This is a genomic window from Vibrio sp. 1402 (assembly GCF_033340275.1).
This window is the reverse complement of record NZ_JAWOWE010000008.1, coordinates 1-17,603: the sequence shown is the minus strand read 5'-3', so window position 1 is coordinate 17,603 and position 17,603 is coordinate 1. Positions and strand designations below refer to the sequence as shown.

Here is a 17,603-nt window from a genome sequence, read left to right as displayed (position 1 = left end):
CTTGTTATCTGGTGCTGCATTGCATGCGTCACCAGATAACGAGTATCAATTTAATAGCAGTCATAAGAGACTATTGACCTTTCATATGCATGGTACTCAATGGTAAACCAAAGGCGATTTAGCCTCTCATTTGTCATCTTTTTTCCTCTGGCGTTATTTGTAGTGGTTTTACTCGTGACAACGAAAAATTACTATGATGCGGTTAACCGCTATATCGATTCTGAGTATTCGCGTATCGAGCGTGCAATGTCTCGCGGTATTAAAGTACTCACGGCTTTAGATTACAGCTTCACCAACTATACCAATTACGCTAACCCACTGTTTGAAGAACATAATTCTTTAGTCAAAGAAGGGCTTTGTTATCTTTGGCCTATAGATGTGTTATTACTCGAAAGTGTCTATAGTGAAGGGTTACCTGCGGTTGACCTTGATTATATGATCGTAGGGGACGAAAGCTTATGTCAGCAAGGTTCAACGATTAACCAGTTAGCTGAACAAAAGGCGGGTTTTGCGCCGTCATTGTCATTTCTGCACGATATTGAATCGCACATTGTTGGAATCCATTACATTGACAAGCGCGGTTACGTTATCTCCTCACCCGATACCTACGCAAAAAATTTCACAAGAGAGCTTTTGTCAACGCTAAAAGCCCGACCTTTTTGGCAAAAAACCGCGCAAGATAAAGTGAACATTACCTTGGCTGGACCAGGGCCTGTGTTGGACTCGATGGAAGGTCAAGTCATTAGTATGACGGTACCCGTCTATGAGAAAGGAGAACATCAAGGTGTTTTGTCTATTGATTTCGACATCAATACGCTCATGGCTTCGTCGCTAAGTCTTGTTGGTCAGTTTCATTTGGTTTCCAATTTACAATCCATTCCTTCAAACAGTACACGAATCAAACCAGTCGAATTAGAGCGATTGAGTGCGAGTCACAGCATGTACTACGAGTACAACCTTTGGGATGAAGCTAAGAACCTAGCGGTTTTTGAAAAATACAGCCTTATTGTCGCACTATTTATTTACGTGCTGAGTACCGTCGTCTTGTTCTATGTGAATATGCATAGCGAGCGACGTTACTTTAAAGAACTGGCAGCAAGAGACCCAATGACCAGTTTATTGAATCGTCGAGGTATGCAAACCGTGTGGCGTAATAAGATGACAAAAAAACAGGTTGCTTTGGCAGTGTTCGATATTGATAACTTCAAGAAGATCAACGACACCTATGGTCATGATGTCGGTGATTCTGCAATTCAGCTTGTTGCAAAATGTATACGTGAAAATATTCGCCATACCGATGTTGCCTCAAGGTTTGGTGGCGAAGAGTTCGTTTTAGCTATTTATGACGAAGATTCAGAAGGCATTAAACTCATTTTAGACAGAGTAAAAAAAGCCATAGATGAGCGCTCGATACGCGTAACGAAAGAAGGCTTTACGATCTCTGGCGGTGTGGTGTTTAGTAAAGAGAGCCGAGTAGAAAACTTTGATGAATTGTTTAAAGCGGCGGATGAAAAGTTATATCAAGCCAAAAGTACCGGCAAAAATAAGATCTGTTACTAGGATTTAGGTACAAAAAGGACGAGATATTCGTCCTTTTTGTGTTCGGGAATTATGCAACCTGAGAGTTTAAGTCATCGCGGTAGCGTTGAATATGCTCAACAATTGGTGCGGCTTTATTGAACGTTCTGATTTCTCTAAATAGGTCTTTTGCTTCAGGATAAGCCTGACGCAAATAAGAGAACCATTGTTTTACGCGGTTTGGGTAATACAAGCCTTTATCGCCTTTCATCTCAAACTTGGAGTAATAGATGAGCAACTCAACCACCTCGGGCCATGACATTGGCTGGTGGTTATGTTTTACCATATTGCCTAAGTTAGGGATATTGAAAGCGCCTCGGCACACCATCAAAGAGTTAACGCCAGTCGTTTCAATGCAACGTTGACCGTCTTCATAATTCCAAATTTCGCCATTCGCAATCAGTGGGATATCAAAACGTTCGCGAATTTGGTTGATGTAATCCCATTTTATCTCAGAAGCTTTATAACCACCTTGTTTAGTACGTGCGTGTACGGTCAATTCATTTGCGCCAGCAGACTGAATGGCATCGACAATTTCAAAGCAATCTTCAGGGTTCTCCCAGCCAAGACGAATTTTTGCAGTTACGGGAATGGCTTCTGGAACGGCTTCTCGACAAGCTTTAACCACACGGTGAATGAGCTCAGGATGCTGAAGTAGAGCAGCACCACCCTTACTTTTGTTGACCATTTTGGCTGGGCAACCAAAGTTTATATCAATACCTCTGGCGCCAAGATTTGCCGCTTTAATTGCGTTCTCAGCCATCCAGTTTGGTTCTTGTCCCAACAATTGCACATGTACTGGCACACCAGATGCAGTCTGAGAACCTTGCAACAGCTCTGGGCATAAACGGTGAAACACATGATCGGGTAATAGCTGGTCGATTACGCGAACAAACTCCGTAACACACAGGTCATAGTCGTTTATCTCGGTCAGGATTTGGCGCATCAAATGATCTAAAACGCCTTCCATTGGGCCTAGTACAACTCGCATAGCTTGCCTAATACAGTTTGGTGGTAAAAAGGAGGGCGATTGTAGCGATGTAAGTTAAGTTTGTCATTAAAAGAGTCGAAGCGCCCAATGCAGTCAAACACACAACGTTAGGTTACGTGCTTTTGAGCTCTGAGGTATAATGCCGCCAAATTTATGGGAAACCAGATGTCATGCAATACATATTGATTGAAAAAGGTGAAGTTCACGTCGATGAATCTTGCCTATTTATCGAAGGCGCAGTGTTAGCTGCGAATCTGACGACAAAACCACTCGCTCCTGAAAAGTGGTTAGAGCCGCTATTAGGTGAGGGATTCAAAGCGATTCAACCAGCTGTGGAAGAGCAAATTCACAAGCAGCATAACCGAATTCAACGAAACGAATATTCCGTGCTAGAGCTAACAGGCAAAGAACCTGAACAACTTGCTGATTTTGCCGAAGGCTTTATGTCTGTTTGGCCAATGATTGAAGAACAGTGGCAAGACGTTGAGCTCAATGATGGATTACAGCGTATGCTGCAAGCATTACTGACCACTTTGATGCTGGCGATCGATGAGCCAGCAACGCAGCAACAGATGCGTGACGCAGGTATTGAAACGCCACCGGCCCTGACAGATTTAGTCGACCAGCTTGATTTAATGGTCGGTGAAGTCGCGCTGGGCGCGGATGAGTTGATGGTAGGCAATAAAGCTCAAAGCCTAAACCCATTCAAAGGTATCGGGCGCAATGATCCCTGTCCTTGTGAGAGCGGAAAAAAATTCAAGCAGTGCTGTGGTCAATCACGCGGCTAAAGCGAATCGCCGCGCTATCCACTTAACAAAAAAGCCGACCAGATGGTCGGCTTTTTGTTAATTTTTACGCGTCAGTAGGATTAACGAATTGGATTAACGCGTTTTGCAGGGAAGAATTGTGCAATTACAATTAATGCCAAAGCGATTAAATTGCCTGCAAAAATTACGACTAACCATTGTGGCATTGATAAATCAAGGAGCTGCCACACAACCTTAGAGCAATCACCATATGCTTCAAACATCCAAGGAACCCACTGATTGAGCGGAGCCCAGCTAGGGAATGTGACGAATAAATCGCAAGTCGCGAATGGTGATGGATTAAACTGGTAGTCCACGTGCTGCATCGCAAGTAACAAACCCTTGTAAGCACTTAATCCCCAGCCTATCAAACCTAGCCAGCGGAAAATTGGGTTCTTGGGTGCCAATATACCAACCATTGCAGCGACGCCCACTCCCATCATCGCGACTCTTTCATAAATACACATGACACATGGTGCAAGCATCATGACGTGCTGAAAATAGAGGGCACATGCTTCAAAGAAAACGACGAATAGCAGAAGCAGTAGCCACGATAAACGTCCCTTTGAAAACTGGTTAAGTGAATTTAAAATAGTCACGTTTTTGTTCCTGTCTGAAATAGAAAAAGCTCTGAATACTCAGAGCTTTTTATCGTGGATAAGTTTCCTAATCAACTCAAATTTTAGTGACCACCGGATACTACGGGAGTCAGATCACCACTATGAGGTAAAATCCAACCAGCTTCGTAGAAAGAAGCGGTTGCAGGCTCTAGGAAGAACATGATTCCCATCAGACCGACAATCGCAAGAACGACGGTGTAAGGCAGCGCCATGATAACCATTCGACCGTAAGACAGACGAATTAATGGAGCGAGAGCCGATGTGAGTAAGAATAGGAATGCCGCTTGACCGTTTGGCGTTGCAACAGAAGGCAGGTTAGTACCAGTATTGATTGCCACCGCCAGTAAGTCGAACTGATCACGAGTAATGAGGCCCTCAATGAGTGCAGTTTTTACTTCATTGATGTAAACCGTACCAACGAACACGTTATCCGACACCATAGATAATAAGCCATTCGCCACATAGAACAGAGCTAGCTGAGTACCTTTATCTTCAACGGCAAGCACCGCATCGATGACTGGTTTAAACAGCTCTTGGTCAATGATTACAGCAACGATCGAGAAAAATACTGCAAGCAGTGCAGTGAAGGGCAGGGCCTCTTCAAACGCTTTCCCCATGGAGTGCTCTTCAATGACACCAGTAAATGCGGTCGCTAAAATGATCACAGAAAGGCCAATTAAGCCGACAGCAGCTAAGTGCAAAGCGAGTGCAACGATCAACCAAACCGCAATAAGACCTTGAACCCAGAGTTTTGCGACATCTTGATTTGTTCGCGTTTTACGCTCTTCACGGTCAAAATCGACGAGGATCTGACGAACGTTATTAGGAAGCTTCGCGCCGTAGCCAAACACTTTAAGCTTTTCAACTAAAGCACAAGTGATGAGACCACAGAAAAATACAGGTAGTGTCACTGGAGACATACGGATTAGGAATTCACCAAATAACCAACCCGCTTGGTCTGCAATAATTAAGTTTTGAGGTTCACCAACCATCGTGGTTACGCCACCTAAGGCAGTACCTACACCAGCATGCATCAACAAAGAGCGCAAAAAGGCACGATAGTTTTCTAAGTCATCACGCGTTAGTTCAGTGATCGTGTCATCTTGTGTATGGTCATGGTCACCGATAGGGTTACCAGACGCTACTTTGTGATAGATAGAGTAAAAGCCGATCGCCACGCTGATAACAACGGCGATAACCGTCAAGGCATCCAAAAATGCAGACAAAAATGCCGCAGCAAAGCAGAACGCGAGTGATAGTAGGGTTTTAGAGCGAATGCCAAGTAAAATTTTGGTAAAAATGAACAGCAATAGCTGCTTCATGAAGTAGATGCCCGCAACCATAAATACCAGAAGTAGCAGTACTTCGATATTTGCTACTAATTCGTGCTTAACTTGCGCAGGGCTAGTCATGCCGATAGCAATGGCTTCAATAGCAAGTAAACCGCCAGGTTGTAATGGGTAGCATTTTAATGCCATTGCTAGCGTGAAAATAAATTCAGCGACCAACAACCATCCAGCTACAAATGGGTTTATTAGGAAGAATACAATCGGGTTAATTATTAAGAAGGCTATAATGGCAACTTTGTACCAATCAGGCGCTTTACCAAGGAAGTTCTTGATAAAAGCGTTTCCGAGCGATATCGGCATGATAATTCTCTTTATAACAAAATTATGAATAGACACTACAATAGTGCTTAAGTATCTGTTTGTTAGACTTATTAACTAGTCTTTAAAAACAATAACTTAGTAAAACAACAATCCTTTGTTTATTGTAGTCTTGCCAAGTTACTTCCCCTGAACTCAAGCACCGCTCACTTTCGACCGCAAACTCTACACTCAGGCATTTATTAGTCAATAACAAAACGTGATGCTACCGACTAAAATGACTTTTTAAATGTAATAACGCGATCAAAACAGCGTTACTATACCATGAAAGTCTTAAAAAAATCCTCTTGGATTTTAAATGACGGTCAGTGACGAGAAAAGGCAAATTAAGAAAGAATATTAACTGTGATATACAAAGTAATTTTTCATATTTTGAATATAAAAATGTGACACGGTTGTCTTTATTTCTCCGAGATTTGTGAGCTGTTTAATTAAATGAAAATTCATATTTTACTGCTTTCGCTCGCATGTTAGAGCCTCTTAAATTGACACAACATATAGAGTATTAACTCTATGTTATGTAGTCGTTTCCACTATTGATCGTAAATTTTCTCAAACCGCTAAGTAGTGGTATGATGAGTAGTATCGACCCTCAGAAATCAATATTGGATAAAAAGTAGAATGGTCATAAAGGCGAAAAGCCCTGCGGGATTCGCAGAAAAATATATTATCGAGAGCATTTGGAACGGCCGTTTTCCTCCAGGCTCAATTTTACCTGCTGAGCGCGAGCTGTCCGAACTGATTGGTGTTACTCGAACGACTTTAAGAGAGGTTCTTCAACGACTAGCCCGTGATGGATGGCTGACTATCCAGCACGGCAAACCTACGAAAGTTAACCAATTTATGGAGACCTCTGGTCTGCATATTTTGGATACTTTAATGACGCTAGACGTTGATAATGCGACAAACATTGTAGAAGATCTGCTTGCGGCACGTACCAACATCAGTCCTATCTTTATGCGCTATGCATTTAAAGCGAACAAAGAGAGCTCTGAGCGTACAATTAAGAACGTAATCGAATCTTGTGAAGCTTTAATGAATGCGGCTTCCTGGGACGAATTCATCGCTTCTTCGCCGTATGCTGAAAAAGTTCTGCAGAATGTGAAAGAAGATAACGAGAAAGATGAAGCGAAGCGTCAAGAAATCTTGATTGCTAAAACGTTCAACTTTTACGATTATATGCTTTTCCAGCGCCTAGCATTCCATTCAGGAAATCAAATTTACGGTTTGATCTTTAATGGTTTGAAGAAGCTTTACGATCGTGTCGGTAGCTACTACTTCTCAAATCCAGCTTCTCGTGAGCTAGCTCTGAAGTTTTACTATCAATTGCTCGAAACTTGTGAAAGTGGCCAGCGTGAGCAACTACCAGTAGTGATTCGTCATTATGGTATGGAAAGTGCGTTGATCTGGAACGAAATGAAAAAGCAATTACCAACGAACTTCACGGAAGACGACAGCTAAGCGCTGACAAGTTGGATAAACGAAAACCGCAGTGCCTTAGGCCTGCGGTTTTTTTGTTTTTATTTATAAGTCGGCGACGGACCTAGCACCAATAATAAGGCATGGAACGTTTATCCTGCTAGCGAGAGTCTGGGTAACGGTAGATATAATGACTCTACGACATCTGAAAGGACATGGTCGTAAGTATTGAAGATGGTCAATGACAAGTCCGATGTGACGCCATAAAGCTCTGCTTCTGTTAAGTCGACATGACTCCCTGTCACGTATTCATTTAGCGTCTGTATTGAGCGCGTGGAAGCAGGAGAGGTAATGCTAAGTGGAGCGATAACCGCTAGTTGGTTTAGCTTACGCATCATGACCGATGCATAGTTTTTGAAACGCTCATTTCCGCCTTGTTCTCCTAAATCTTGAATGCTGATTCGTAACTGAGTCAGGGTCTCCAAGCTATCCATAATGTTTTGCCAGTTCATGTGATACTCATTATGCAAGTCATCTCTTTGCTCAACCGCTAGCCATGCGATGGTTACTTCATCCATCAAAAACAAGCAATGACGAATTAACTTACCATGCTCCATCTGGTTTCTTGCAACACTATGGTCATTCCATTGTTCAAGTAGTTTCCCTACTTTAATCTGTAATACGCGATACATGGGTTTGTTTTCAAACCGTGATGTTTCGACTAAAAGATGCAGCTTGTTAGTCAGAGCATCATGAAGAGCGTCCAATTTTTGTTGATCGTTTTGTTGGAATTGAAGCGAGTAGTGAGTAGCAGCTCGGTGGTGTCTCAGAAGGTGAACAACATCTCGCAACAATGTTAACAGCTGATATTTGCGCGCATGTTGCTGCTCTCGTTTAGAAGATAAGTGATATATTCCGGCTAAAATAGCGATGGACAATAGTGTGGAAATCAAAACAAACATAACCAACTCCTTGTTAGTGTTTGGACCTAACAAGGAAGATTGCAGTTTTGATGCCAAACAAAAACTCAATTTAAACAATTGGTTATATTGAATGTTCTTTTTGAATGGTCGTTGTTGGTGCATGGATTCACCAAATTTGTGAATATGGTTGATTATTCGGTGTCGATGCTTGGTGTACGCGTTATTCTTTGTGAGTTACATATTGATTACTTTTTGTAGTCTGATTCAAGTCACAATGTTTAGAAATTAAAATACTCGAACACTTCATATGATATAAGTTGTCTATTTTGTTGATTGTTCGAGGTAATTAATTTGTCTAATAAATTCGACCTATGCTTCAGTACTCACTCAAAGATAACGCTCCCTATCGATACAAATGATGAGGATAGGTACCTTCAGTTTCGTAAGGACAACCCACATATATTTGGTAGTTTTATTCCCGCAGGTACTCCTTTCATACTGAACGAAGGCTCTGTGAACAACATAGCTAAGTTGCGTAGCGAGAGACCTGATATAGCTTGTGCTCTTGATACTGTAAAAAGTTGGTCACAAGAAACCAAAAGAAATGTAGCCAATCTAACACGTGAGTTTGGCGATGAAAACTAACAAGCGGTAGCCCTCCTCTATGAAAAAGAGATTAAGCCTTTTTAGATGCTACTAATCATACTATGGGGAGGGGGGAATCGATGAGTATACTGCAGTAGGTGCTGCCGCTACTGCTGTTAATGAAAAGCAAGTCAGATTGAGTAATTTCGGGAAAGCTTCGCTCAAATATCAAAACGCCTTACTAGATGTACGTACAGCCTCACGAAGTGGTGCGCAGAAAAAGGAGCTTGTGAAGCTTGGATATAGAGTTAAAGAAGCTCACAGTTCTTTGAATGCCAAATTTACAAAAGAGCTTGCCCATTATGCAGGACGAGTTAAAAGTAGCCGTGGAAACATTTGGAGCAACCCGAATAGGGCTGTCAATATCGCGCGAAGTGGCAGGGATATAACTAAGTTACATTTAACATCTATAGCTAACATCCGCTCAATTCGATTTCTTGAACAAAGCTCTAGTATTGTGGGTAAAAAGATCATCATGATTGATGCTGGTGTTCGCTTTAACAATGTTCGAAATGCCAAGAATAACGGAGAAAATTGGCAAAAAAGAGCAGCAATGGAAGTTGCAGGGTTTGGTGCGAGCAACGCTGCTGGCGTTTGGACTACATCCAAAGTGATTGTATCTGGAATGGGAGTCGCTTTGGCTGCTGGCCCATTTGGAGTAGTAGTATTAATAGGTGTTGGTTTAGGGGCTGGTTATGCGGCTGCAAAAATGGGTGATTGGTTTGGGCAAGGTTTAGCAGAAAAAACCTATGAAACTAGCTCTAAAGTAAATTGGTTTTAAAGGAGTAGTTGTGTTTTGTTTCGATCTTATACTGATGATTGTTGGTTGGACATGGTTACTGAGCACATTGGTTTTTATTCGTGTATCAGCAAAGCGGATTGAGACAAAAATATTGCAGGATGGTCATGATCCAATTGGCTGGGACAGAAATGGGTGGGGTTTTAGATTTCCCATGTACGCCTCAGTGTTGATGCGAGGTAAACCTGCGAAAGTATCACTTGTAGATGATCAGTTAATACTAAAATACGCAACGACATTTGATCGAGTTCTCGCTTTTGTAGTTACGATCAGCTTTGTACTTTTCCTTGCATGTGGCGCGATTATTACTTGGGGTCCAGAAGAATTCTCTTTGTAGTACAATCAAGCTTAATCGATAAGCTTAACTGCGAGAAAAGGCTTAACTGATTTAGTTAAGCCTTTTCAATAAAGATACTTACATTACGCGCATACCAGGTTGAGCGCCTTCGTGTGGCTCAAGGATCCACAGGTCACTACCACCAGGGCCTGCCGCTAGGATCATACCTTCAGACATACCAAACTTCATCTTACGAGGTTTTAGGTTTGCAACCATTACCGTTAGTTTGCCTTCTAGCTCTTCAGGTTTGTAAGCTGACTTGATGCCAGAGAATACCTGACGAGTTTCACCACCGATGTCCAATTGGAACTTAAGCAGTTTGTTGGCTTTTGGTACTTCTTCACAAGAGATGATACGAGCGATACGCATATCTACTGCAGCAAAAGCATCGAACTCAATCTCTTCAGCGATTGGCTCTTTGTCTAGCTCAGTTTCGCTAGCCTTGTTCTTTTCCGCTTCTGCTTTCTCTTTCGCCGCCATTTCTGCCGCCGCATCTTCTTTAGATGCTTCGATCATCGCTTCAACATTCTTCGGATCGATACGGTTGAACAGTGCTTTGAACTTAGTGATCTCGTGGCCTGTTAGTGGAGCAGCGATGTTTTCCCAAGTTAGCTCTTGGTTTAGAAACGCTTCAGTACGCGCAGCTAGCGATGGCATTACTGGTTTCAGGTAAGTCATCAGTACGCGGAACAGGTTGATACCGACAGAACAGATGTCTTGTAGTTCCTGATCTTTGCCTTCTTCTTTTGCTACAACCCACGGTGCTTTTTCATCAACGTATTGGTTAGCTTTGTCTGCCAATGCCGTGATTTCACGGATTGCACGACCAAACTCACGCGTTTCGTAAAGCTCAGCGATACGGTCAGCAGCAGCAACAAATTCGTTGTAAAGTTCAGGCTCTGCAAAGTTGTCAGACAGTTTGCCTTCAAAACGTTTCGCGATGAAACCTGCGTTACGAGATGCCAGGTTAACGATCTTGTTAACAACGTCAGCGTTTACGCGCTGAGTGAAGTCTTCAAGGTTAAGATCTAGATCATCGATACGGCTGTTTAGCTTCGCAGCGTAGTAGTAACGTAGACACTCAGGGTCTAGGTGCTCTAGGTAAGTGCTTGCTTTTACGAACGTACCTTTAGACTTCGACATTTTCGCGCCGTTTACGGTTACGTAACCGTGTACGAATACGTTGTTAGGCTTGCGGAAGCCAGAACCTTCTAGCATTGCTGGCCAAAATAGGCTGTGGAAGTAAACGATGTCTTTACCGATGAAGTGGTACAGCTCTGCTGAGCTGTCTTTTTTCCAATACTCGTCGAAATCTAGATCGTCGCGCTTGTCACATAGATTTTTGAAAGAGCCCATGTAGCCGATAGGCGCGTCTAGCCACACGTAGAAGAATTTGTTTTTCTCACCAGGGATCTCGAAGCCAAAGTATGGTGCGTCACGTGAGATATCCCATTGCTGCAAACCAGATTCGAACCATTCTTGCATTTTGTTCGCTGTTTCAGCTTGTAGCGAGCCAGAGCGAGTCCACTCTTTTAGCATGCTTTCAAACTGAGGCAGGTCGAAGAAGAAGTGCTCTGAATCTTTCATTACTGGCGTCGCACCAGAAACCGCAGATTTAGGATTGATCAGTTCTGTTGGGCTGTAAGTCTCACCACAGTTGTCACAGTTGTCACCGTACTGGTCTTCAGACTTACATTTTGGACAGGTACCTTTTACGAAACGGTCCGGTAAGAACATCTCTTTTTCTGGATCGAACAGCTGAGAGATAGTGCGGCTAGAGATAAAGCCATTTTTCTTCAACTCAAGATAAATGTGTGACGCTAGCTCACGGTTCTCATCTGAGTGTGTGCTGTGGTAGTTATCAAAGCTGATATCAAATCCAGCGAAGTCTTTTTGGTGCTCTTCGCTAACTGCGGCAATCATTTCTTCAGGAGTAATACCCATCTGTTGCGCTTTAAGCATGATTGGCGTGCCGTGAGCATCGTCAGCACAGATGAAGTTTACAGTGTTGCCGCGTAGGCGTTGGTAACGAACCCAAATGTCCGCTTGGATATGCTCAAGCATATGACCAAGGTGGATCGAACCGTTAGCGTACGGAAGGGCACAAGTTACCAGCATTTTCCTTGACGGAAAGTTTTTTGGATCGTTTGCCATACTTAATATTCGCTTTTCTTGATAGGTATAAATAAATTTTGATGGATAATACTACCCCATGAACTGACTAACTCCAAGGTGTCAAACTGCGGAATGCCTTAGTTTTTTTGGGGTTCTGGTTGAGCCTGGACGGTGGTAGCATGACATCTAAAAGGAGGGCTTATGCATCAGTTCACTTCAAAACAAGATTTTTGTCACTGGTTTAACCAATTCCAACATCCACAGTTGGTGGAAAACTGGGCAGATATTCATGGCGCAATTTCGATTACGACACAGGGTTCTATTGATATAACGTTGCCATTCGCAAGTAATGAGCTTCAAACCGTACTGCATGACTGGATTAAACAGCAGCAAGCCTCGGGTAAAGTGGCTGAATTCCCATTTAATATTCGCCTTGGAGTTAAAGCTTTAGAAACTCAAGTGGCTAACTCGGTTAAGGGTGTTAAGAACATCGTTGCCGTCAGTTCTGCGAAAGGTGGCGTTGGTAAATCTACTACCGCAGTTAACTTAGCGTTGGCGATTGCTCAATCTGGGGCGAAAGTGGGATTGTTGGATGCAGATATCTATGGTCCGTCTGTACCTATGATGTTGGGGCAAGAAGATGCTAAACCAGAAGTTCGTGATGGCAAGTGGATGGAACCCATTTTTGCTCACGGCATCTATACTCATTCTATCGGTTATTTGGTGGATAAATCAGAAGCGGCGATATGGCGCGGTCCAATGGCTTCAAAAGCGTTGTCGCAGTTATTAACTGAAACAGATTGGCCAGATTTGGATTATTTGGTGATTGATATGCCGCCAGGTACGGGGGATATTCAATTGACTCTGTCACAACAAATTCCGGTAACAGGTAGCGTGCTAGTCACAACACCGCAAGATTTAGCCCTTGCCGATGCAAGGAAGGGAGCGGCAATGTTTAACAAAGTCCATGTCCCGGTTATTGGTGTTGTGGAAAACATGAGTTATCACATTTGTAGTCAATGTGGCGCGAAAGAGCATATTTTTGGTATGGGCGGAGCTGAAAAAATGTCGCAAGAATTTGGCTTAGCATTGTTAGGACAAATTCCGCTTCATATCTCTATGCGAGAAGATATTGACGCTGGCGTGCCAACGGTAGCAAGACGCCCAGAAAGTGAGCATGCAGGGTATTATACGCAACTTGCCGATCGCGTATGTAGCACGATGTTTTGGCAAGGCAAAGCAAAACCAGATGCGATTAGCTTTACAATGGTGAACTAAGTTTACTATGCCTGTTGGTTGATAATTGCACATTTTAACGTTTGCTCGGAGGTTAATCCTCTGAGCAGGCAGAAACTTATGACTAAACCCTAATTCCAACTAGTAACTATGGGGTGAACTCCCTATAATCAGGCAGTTTATCTTTTTATGTGACTAGAAATCATCATCGGGTGCAAACTAATGTCTGATAATAATCAATGCGTCATCGTAGGTATTGCTGGCGCTTCTGCTTCTGGAAAAAGTCTGATCGCGAGCACTATTTATAATGAGCTTCGCGCGAAAGTAGGCGATCATCAAATCGGTGTCATCACGGAAGATTGCTACTACAACGACCAAAGCCACTTAAGCATGGAAGAGCGAGTAAAGACGAACTACGATCACCCGAGTGCGTTGGACCACGACCTACTGTGTGAGCACCTAGAAAAATTGGTACGTGGTGAAGCAGTAGAAGTGCCTGAGTACAGCTACACTGAGCACACAAGAACAATTAACACCACCACAATGACACCTAAAAAGGTGATCATTCTAGAAGGTATCCTTCTTCTTACAGACCCTCGTCTTCGTGATTTGATGCATGCGACAGTATTTATGGACACACCGTTAGATATTTGCTTGCTTCGCCGTGTTAAGCGTGATGTGGAAGAACGAGGCCGAACTATGGAGTCTGTTCTTAAGCAATACCAACAAACAGTACGTCCGATGTTCATGCAGTTTATCGAACCTTCTAAGCAATATGCGGACATTATTGTTCCTCGCGGTGGTAAAAACCGTATCGCAATTGATGTATTAAAAGCTCACATTGCAAGACTTTTGAAAGCTTAAGCCTATAGACGGCTATATCGCTTTATTTTTAAGAGAAGAAGTGGCACCTTAAGTGCCACTTCTTTTTTTGTTTTTAAATTAGTCAGTTGCAGGTTAAAACCAGACACTTTTCACGCTTTTGTGGAACTGTCAGCGGTAAATGGAGTCTGCGCTTATAATTGTAAAAACACTCGAGCAAGGAAAAACAAATGAAGAAACTGCTCTTAATTCTAGCAATACCGATTGTGGTCATTTTGGTCGCAATTTTAGCGTTAACCATCTTCGTCAATCCGAATCAGTTTAAACCCCTTATTGTTGAGCAAGCGCAAAAGCAAACGGGATTAGAGTTGGTGATTGAAGGGGATATCAGTTGGCAATTTTTCCCATCGATTGGCTTTGAGTTGGGACATACAGAATTGCGAAACCCACAAGGCTTTAGTAAACCCAATTTATTCAAAGTTGATACCGTTGGTGTAGACATCTCTGTTATGCCACTTTTTAGTCAACAGCTTGAAATTGGAAACGTCACGCTTGATGGTGCTGAGTTCTACATTGAAACCAAGAAAGATGGCAGCAAGAATATTGATGCATTGACGAAAGCCCAAACACAACAAGCAGAACAAGAGAGCAATGCTGCGCCTACGCAAAATGGTGAAACGCAAACTTCTGGTTCTGATTGGAGTATTAATCTTGCTGGCGTTACGGTTTCTAACGGTTCATTAGGAATGCAGGATAAGCAAGCCGGTAGTTACACCAAACTTTATGATATTTCATTAAACCTTTCCGAATTCGCTTTTGACAACTGGACAACGGCTGATTTTGGCGTGAAGGGCGAAATGAACGACCAAAAGTTCACCGCGAAAGGTCAGGCAGACTTTAAGCTAGAAAAAGGTTTGGCAAACTACGCGCTAAAGAACATCAACTTTGATGCGACATACTCTGACCCTGCCAATAAAATTGAATCGGCAACGATCGGTTTAGACACGTTTGAATTCGATAAAGTAAATAACCTGACTTATGCCATTAAGGGTGTCGCTGGTGGTATGAAGTTAGATATGCAGGGTGCTGGTCAACTTAGCGTGGACAAGGCTATCAGCAAAGTACAGTTGGATAAGTTAACTCTTAAATCGACTTTTGAGGGTGATGCTTTACCTCAGTCCCCGATGAAAGTCGACATGGTGTCTGATCTGTCTTTCGACCTAACGAAAAACCATCTGAGTTTTGTTCTAGAGAAGTTAACAGCGAATGCTATCGCCCTAGATGGTAAGGCAGATGTGACACTCGGTGATGTTCCTAAAGTACGCTTTGCTCTCCATAGCCCCAATATCGATCTTGATGAGTTTTTAGGGTTAGATAAGCAAGCTGCCGAAGGTAATAAGCCTGCTTCTGGTGGCGAGAGTGCTCCTGCCGGACCTGAGGTTGAGCCTGATTTGTCTGCGTTGAAAACGTTAGATGTAAAGGGTGACATTACCATCGACAAATTCAAAGCGGCAAATGCGAAGATGGAAGCGGTAAAAACGAGCTTCACTGTAAATCGTGGCGTGTTTGAGCTTACATCTTTTAGTTCGAAGTTGTACCAAGGCTCAATCTCAGCGACAGCGAAGTTAGATGCACGCCAATCACCAGCGACTTACAGTGTTAAAAAGTCAATCAAAGGCGTGAAAGTTCAACCGCTACTTATAGACGTTGCTGAAAACGACAAACTTGAAGGGACAGGTAACATTGATGTGAATGTTACAGGTAAGAGTCTAACGCCTACCGGTATCAAGAAGAATCTATCTGGTACGGTTGTTATCAATTTTGCTGACGGTGCGGTGAATGGCATCAACGTTGCTCAGTTGATTCGTGAAAACTATGCGAAATTTAAAGGGCAAAAAGTTGAAGGCACCAATGAAGCTAAGAAAACAGACTTCAGTGCGATGACGGCGACATTGAAACTCAACAAAGGTGTAGTATCAACGGATAATATGCAAGCTCAGTCTCCATTGTTACGTGTTCGTGGTAAAGGTACCGCAAACTACATCAATGAAACAGTCGACTTTACTATCAGCACGTCAGTTGTAGGCAGCCTAGAAGGCCAGGGCGGTAAAGATATAGATGAGCTGAAAGACATCACGATTCCAATCAATGTGTCTGGTAAGTGGGCAGAACCTAAATTCAAGCTCGTATTCGATGATGTTCTGAAGCAGAAAGCTCAAAAAGAAATCGATCGTGGCGTAGAGAAGCTAACGGACAAAATCAAAGACGAGAAAACCAAAGATGCGGTCGATGGTTTATTGAAGAATCTTTTCAACTAACCGTGCGTGAAAACCAAAAGGGTTGGCATTTTGCCAACCCTTTTTAAATTACTCTGCGAGTGTTACCAATCGACGCCTTTGAGGGCTTTTACGCCAGATTCAAATGCGTGCTTTACATTTTTCACTTCAGAAACGGTATCGGCCATTTCAATCAGGGTTCGATGTGCGCCACGCCCAGTAATAATAACCGACTGCATTTTAGGTCGGTTGCTCAGCGCTTCGACCACTTCGTCTAAGTCGATGTAGCCGTAGCTCACCATATAAGTTAGCTCGTCAAACAAGATGACATCGATAGAGTCGTCTTGCAGCATGCGTTTACATTCTTGCCATACGCCTTGCGCTGCTTCGGTATCAGCGGCTTTGTTTTGAGTTTCCCATGTAAAGCCGGTCGCCATTACTTGGAATTCAACGCCGAGTTTCTCAAGTAGGTTGCGCTCACCGTTGTCCCAAGTACCTTTAATAAACTGCGCGACAGCACAATTCAAACCATGACCCACTGCGCGTGCGATCGTACCGAATCCTGATGTCGATTTACCTTTACCATTTCCGGTAATGATCAGTAGCAGACCTTTTTCCTCTTGAGCAGCAGCGATTTTTGCGTCTACCTGTTCTTTGACTTTTTGTTGGCGAGCTTTATGGCGTGCTTCTTTATTTTCTTCGATAGACATAATACTTCCTCAATTCCTTTTCGTGCTGTGCCCAAGCTAATTTGGGTTCATTGATTTATCTCGCTATGATAGACCAACATATCGTGAAGAAAAACCACCGATAATTCAGGGAATAAAATGAAGAAAATACTTGTTGTTTGTATGGGAAACATTTGTCGGTCACCAACTGGAGAGGCAGTGTTAAGAGTGAAAGCTCAAAAGCTAGGCGTTGAAGTAGAGGTTGAGTCGGCAGGTACAATTGGCTACCACGCAGGAAACCGACCGGATTCAAGAGCGATGGCAGCAGGAAAGCAGCGAGGCTATTCTTTTAAAGGGATGCAAGCGCGCCAAGTCACCATTGATGACTTTGAAAAGTTTGACCTTATATTAGCCGCAGATAAAGCAAATTTGGCCGATTTATTGGATATTTGTCCGTTGAAGTATCGACACAAAGTATCGTTATTTTTAAGTCATTCTGAGTCAGTTTACGACGAAGTCCCGGACCCATATTATGGTGGGGAAGATGGCTTTGAACTGGTGCTTGATTTAATCGAAGAGGCATCAGACGCAATTTTGAAGAAGCTATAATCGCCGTGCTTGAAGTGACCCGTCCTGATATGGGTTGACACTTTTTAACTAAAACGCTCGATGTACTTCATCGGGCGTTTTGTATTTTAAAG

Annotated in this window: 15 protein-coding genes; 9 read left to right on the top strand and 6 right to left on the bottom strand. The window is 42.9% G+C overall.

Annotated features, from left to right (window positions below; genetic code table 11):
• Positions 1-99: 99 nt before the first annotated feature.
• Complete coding sequence (locus R7044_RS15690) at positions 100-1,560, top strand: sensor domain-containing diguanylate cyclase (RefSeq protein WP_206946735.1); 1,461 nt, start codon at positions 100-102, stop codon at positions 1,558-1,560.
• Positions 1,561-1,609: 49 nt separating this feature from the next.
• On the opposite strand, the gene dusC is transcribed toward R7044_RS15690, so the two are convergent.
• Entirely contained in the window at positions 1,610-2,569 is a 960-nt protein-coding gene (gene dusC / locus R7044_RS15685) for a tRNA dihydrouridine(16) synthase DusC (RefSeq protein WP_017633856.1), read from the bottom strand.
• Positions 2,570-2,739: 170 nt separating this feature from the next.
• Between dusC and R7044_RS15680 the strand changes: the two genes are divergently transcribed.
• Positions 2,740-3,357 carry a YecA family protein gene (locus tag R7044_RS15680; RefSeq protein WP_054577641.1) on the top strand — a complete coding sequence of 206 codons (618 nt, stop codon included), beginning with the start codon at positions 2,740-2,742 and terminating at the stop codon, positions 3,355-3,357.
• Positions 3,358-3,437: 80 nt separating this feature from the next.
• Here R7044_RS15680 and dsbB read toward each other — a convergent pair whose 3' ends face one another.
• On the bottom strand, positions 3,438-3,974 hold the full coding sequence (dsbB, locus tag R7044_RS15675) for a disulfide bond formation protein DsbB (protein WP_031779052.1): 537 nt from the start codon (positions 3,972-3,974) through the stop codon (positions 3,438-3,440).
• Between the two features lie 83 nt (positions 3,975-4,057).
• Positions 4,058-5,644, bottom strand: coding sequence for a Na(+)/H(+) antiporter NhaB (gene nhaB / locus R7044_RS15670; RefSeq protein WP_005380822.1), 1,587 nt, complete (start codon positions 5,642-5,644; stop codon positions 4,058-4,060).
• A gap of 639 nt (positions 5,645-6,283) precedes the next feature.
• On the opposite strand from nhaB, the gene fadR reads away from it, so the two are divergent.
• A complete protein-coding gene (gene fadR / locus R7044_RS15665; protein WP_205390959.1) occupies positions 6,284-7,123 on the top strand; it encodes a fatty acid metabolism transcriptional regulator FadR in 840 nt (279 codons plus the stop codon).
• 110 nt (positions 7,124-7,233) lie between these two features.
• Here fadR and R7044_RS15660 read toward each other — a convergent pair whose 3' ends face one another.
• On the bottom strand, positions 7,234-8,043 hold the full coding sequence (locus R7044_RS15660) for a hypothetical protein (RefSeq protein WP_017821380.1): 810 nt from the start codon (positions 8,041-8,043) through the stop codon (positions 7,234-7,236).
• Between the two features lie 742 nt (positions 8,044-8,785).
• Here R7044_RS15660 and R7044_RS15655 point away from each other — a divergent pair.
• Both R7044_RS15655 and R7044_RS15650 read left to right on the top strand, forming a co-directional pair.
• Complete coding sequence (locus R7044_RS15655) at positions 8,786-9,430, top strand: hypothetical protein (RefSeq protein WP_225452447.1); 645 nt, start codon at positions 8,786-8,788, stop codon at positions 9,428-9,430.
• 10 nt (positions 9,431-9,440) lie between these two features.
• Positions 9,441-9,785, top strand: a complete 345-nt coding sequence (locus R7044_RS15650) for a hypothetical protein (RefSeq protein WP_033905756.1) — start codon at positions 9,441-9,443, stop codon at positions 9,783-9,785.
• Positions 9,786-9,863: 78 nt separating this feature from the next.
• Here R7044_RS15650 and metG read toward each other — a convergent pair whose 3' ends face one another.
• Entirely contained in the window at positions 9,864-11,939 is a 2,076-nt protein-coding gene (gene metG / locus R7044_RS15645) for a methionine--tRNA ligase (protein ID WP_033905755.1), read from the bottom strand.
• A 162-nt stretch (positions 11,940-12,101) separates the two neighbouring features.
• Between metG and apbC the strand changes: the two genes are divergently transcribed.
• The 3 genes from apbC to R7044_RS15630 all read left to right on the top strand — a co-directional run bounded on the left by apbC (position 12,102) and on the right by R7044_RS15630 (position 16,276).
• Positions 12,102-13,178: an iron-sulfur cluster carrier protein ApbC gene (gene apbC, locus R7044_RS15640; RefSeq protein ID WP_033905753.1), complete on the top strand. Its 1,077-nt coding sequence runs from the start codon at positions 12,102-12,104 to the stop codon at positions 13,176-13,178.
• A 180-nt stretch (positions 13,179-13,358) separates the two neighbouring features.
• Complete coding sequence (gene udk, locus R7044_RS15635) at positions 13,359-14,000, top strand: uridine kinase (protein WP_005380833.1); 642 nt, start codon at positions 13,359-13,361, stop codon at positions 13,998-14,000.
• Between the two features lie 188 nt (positions 14,001-14,188).
• Complete coding sequence (locus tag R7044_RS15630) at positions 14,189-16,276, top strand: AsmA family protein (RefSeq protein ID WP_033905752.1); 2,088 nt, start codon at positions 14,189-14,191, stop codon at positions 16,274-16,276.
• A gap of 62 nt (positions 16,277-16,338) precedes the next feature.
• On the opposite strand, the gene cobO is transcribed toward R7044_RS15630, so the two are convergent.
• Entirely contained in the window at positions 16,339-16,944 is a 606-nt protein-coding gene (gene cobO, locus R7044_RS15625) for a cob(I)yrinic acid a,c-diamide adenosyltransferase (RefSeq protein ID WP_005380837.1), read from the bottom strand.
• A 117-nt stretch (positions 16,945-17,061) separates the two neighbouring features.
• Between cobO and R7044_RS15620 the strand changes: the two genes are divergently transcribed.
• On the top strand, positions 17,062-17,511 hold the full coding sequence (locus tag R7044_RS15620) for a low molecular weight protein-tyrosine-phosphatase (protein WP_033905751.1): 450 nt from the start codon (positions 17,062-17,064) through the stop codon (positions 17,509-17,511).
• The last annotated feature ends 92 nt before the right edge of the window (positions 17,512-17,603 follow it).

What these genes read in the sequence shown, in the direction of transcription:
- R7044_RS15620 (WP_033905751.1), top strand. Translation starts at nt 17,062, where the DNA reads ATGAAGAAAATACTTGTTGTTTGTATGGGAAACATTTGTCGGTCACCA.
- R7044_RS15680 (WP_054577641.1), top strand. Translation starts at nt 2,740, where the DNA reads ATGCAATACATATTGATTGAAAAAGGTGAAGTTCACGTCGATGAATCT.
- R7044_RS15690 (WP_206946735.1), top strand. Translation starts at nt 100, where the DNA reads ATGGTAAACCAAAGGCGATTTAGCCTCTCATTTGTCATCTTTTTTCCT.
- nhaB (WP_005380822.1), bottom strand. Translation starts at nt 5,644, where the DNA reads ATGCCGATATCGCTCGGAAACGCTTTTATCAAGAACTTCCTTGGTAAA.
- fadR (WP_205390959.1), top strand. Translation starts at nt 6,284, where the DNA reads ATGGTCATAAAGGCGAAAAGCCCTGCGGGATTCGCAGAAAAATATATT.
- R7044_RS15630 (WP_033905752.1), top strand. Translation starts at nt 14,189, where the DNA reads ATGAAGAAACTGCTCTTAATTCTAGCAATACCGATTGTGGTCATTTTG.
- udk (WP_005380833.1), top strand. Translation starts at nt 13,359, where the DNA reads ATGTCTGATAATAATCAATGCGTCATCGTAGGTATTGCTGGCGCTTCT.
- metG (WP_033905755.1), bottom strand. Translation starts at nt 11,939, where the DNA reads ATGGCAAACGATCCAAAAAACTTTCCGTCAAGGAAAATGCTGGTAACT.
- R7044_RS15660 (WP_017821380.1), bottom strand. Translation starts at nt 8,043, where the DNA reads ATGTTTGTTTTGATTTCCACACTATTGTCCATCGCTATTTTAGCCGGA.
- dusC (WP_017633856.1), bottom strand. Translation starts at nt 2,569, where the DNA reads ATGCGAGTTGTACTAGGCCCAATGGAAGGCGTTTTAGATCATTTGATG.
- cobO (WP_005380837.1), bottom strand. Translation starts at nt 16,944, where the DNA reads ATGTCTATCGAAGAAAATAAAGAAGCACGCCATAAAGCTCGCCAACAA.
- apbC (WP_033905753.1), top strand. Translation starts at nt 12,102, where the DNA reads ATGCATCAGTTCACTTCAAAACAAGATTTTTGTCACTGGTTTAACCAA.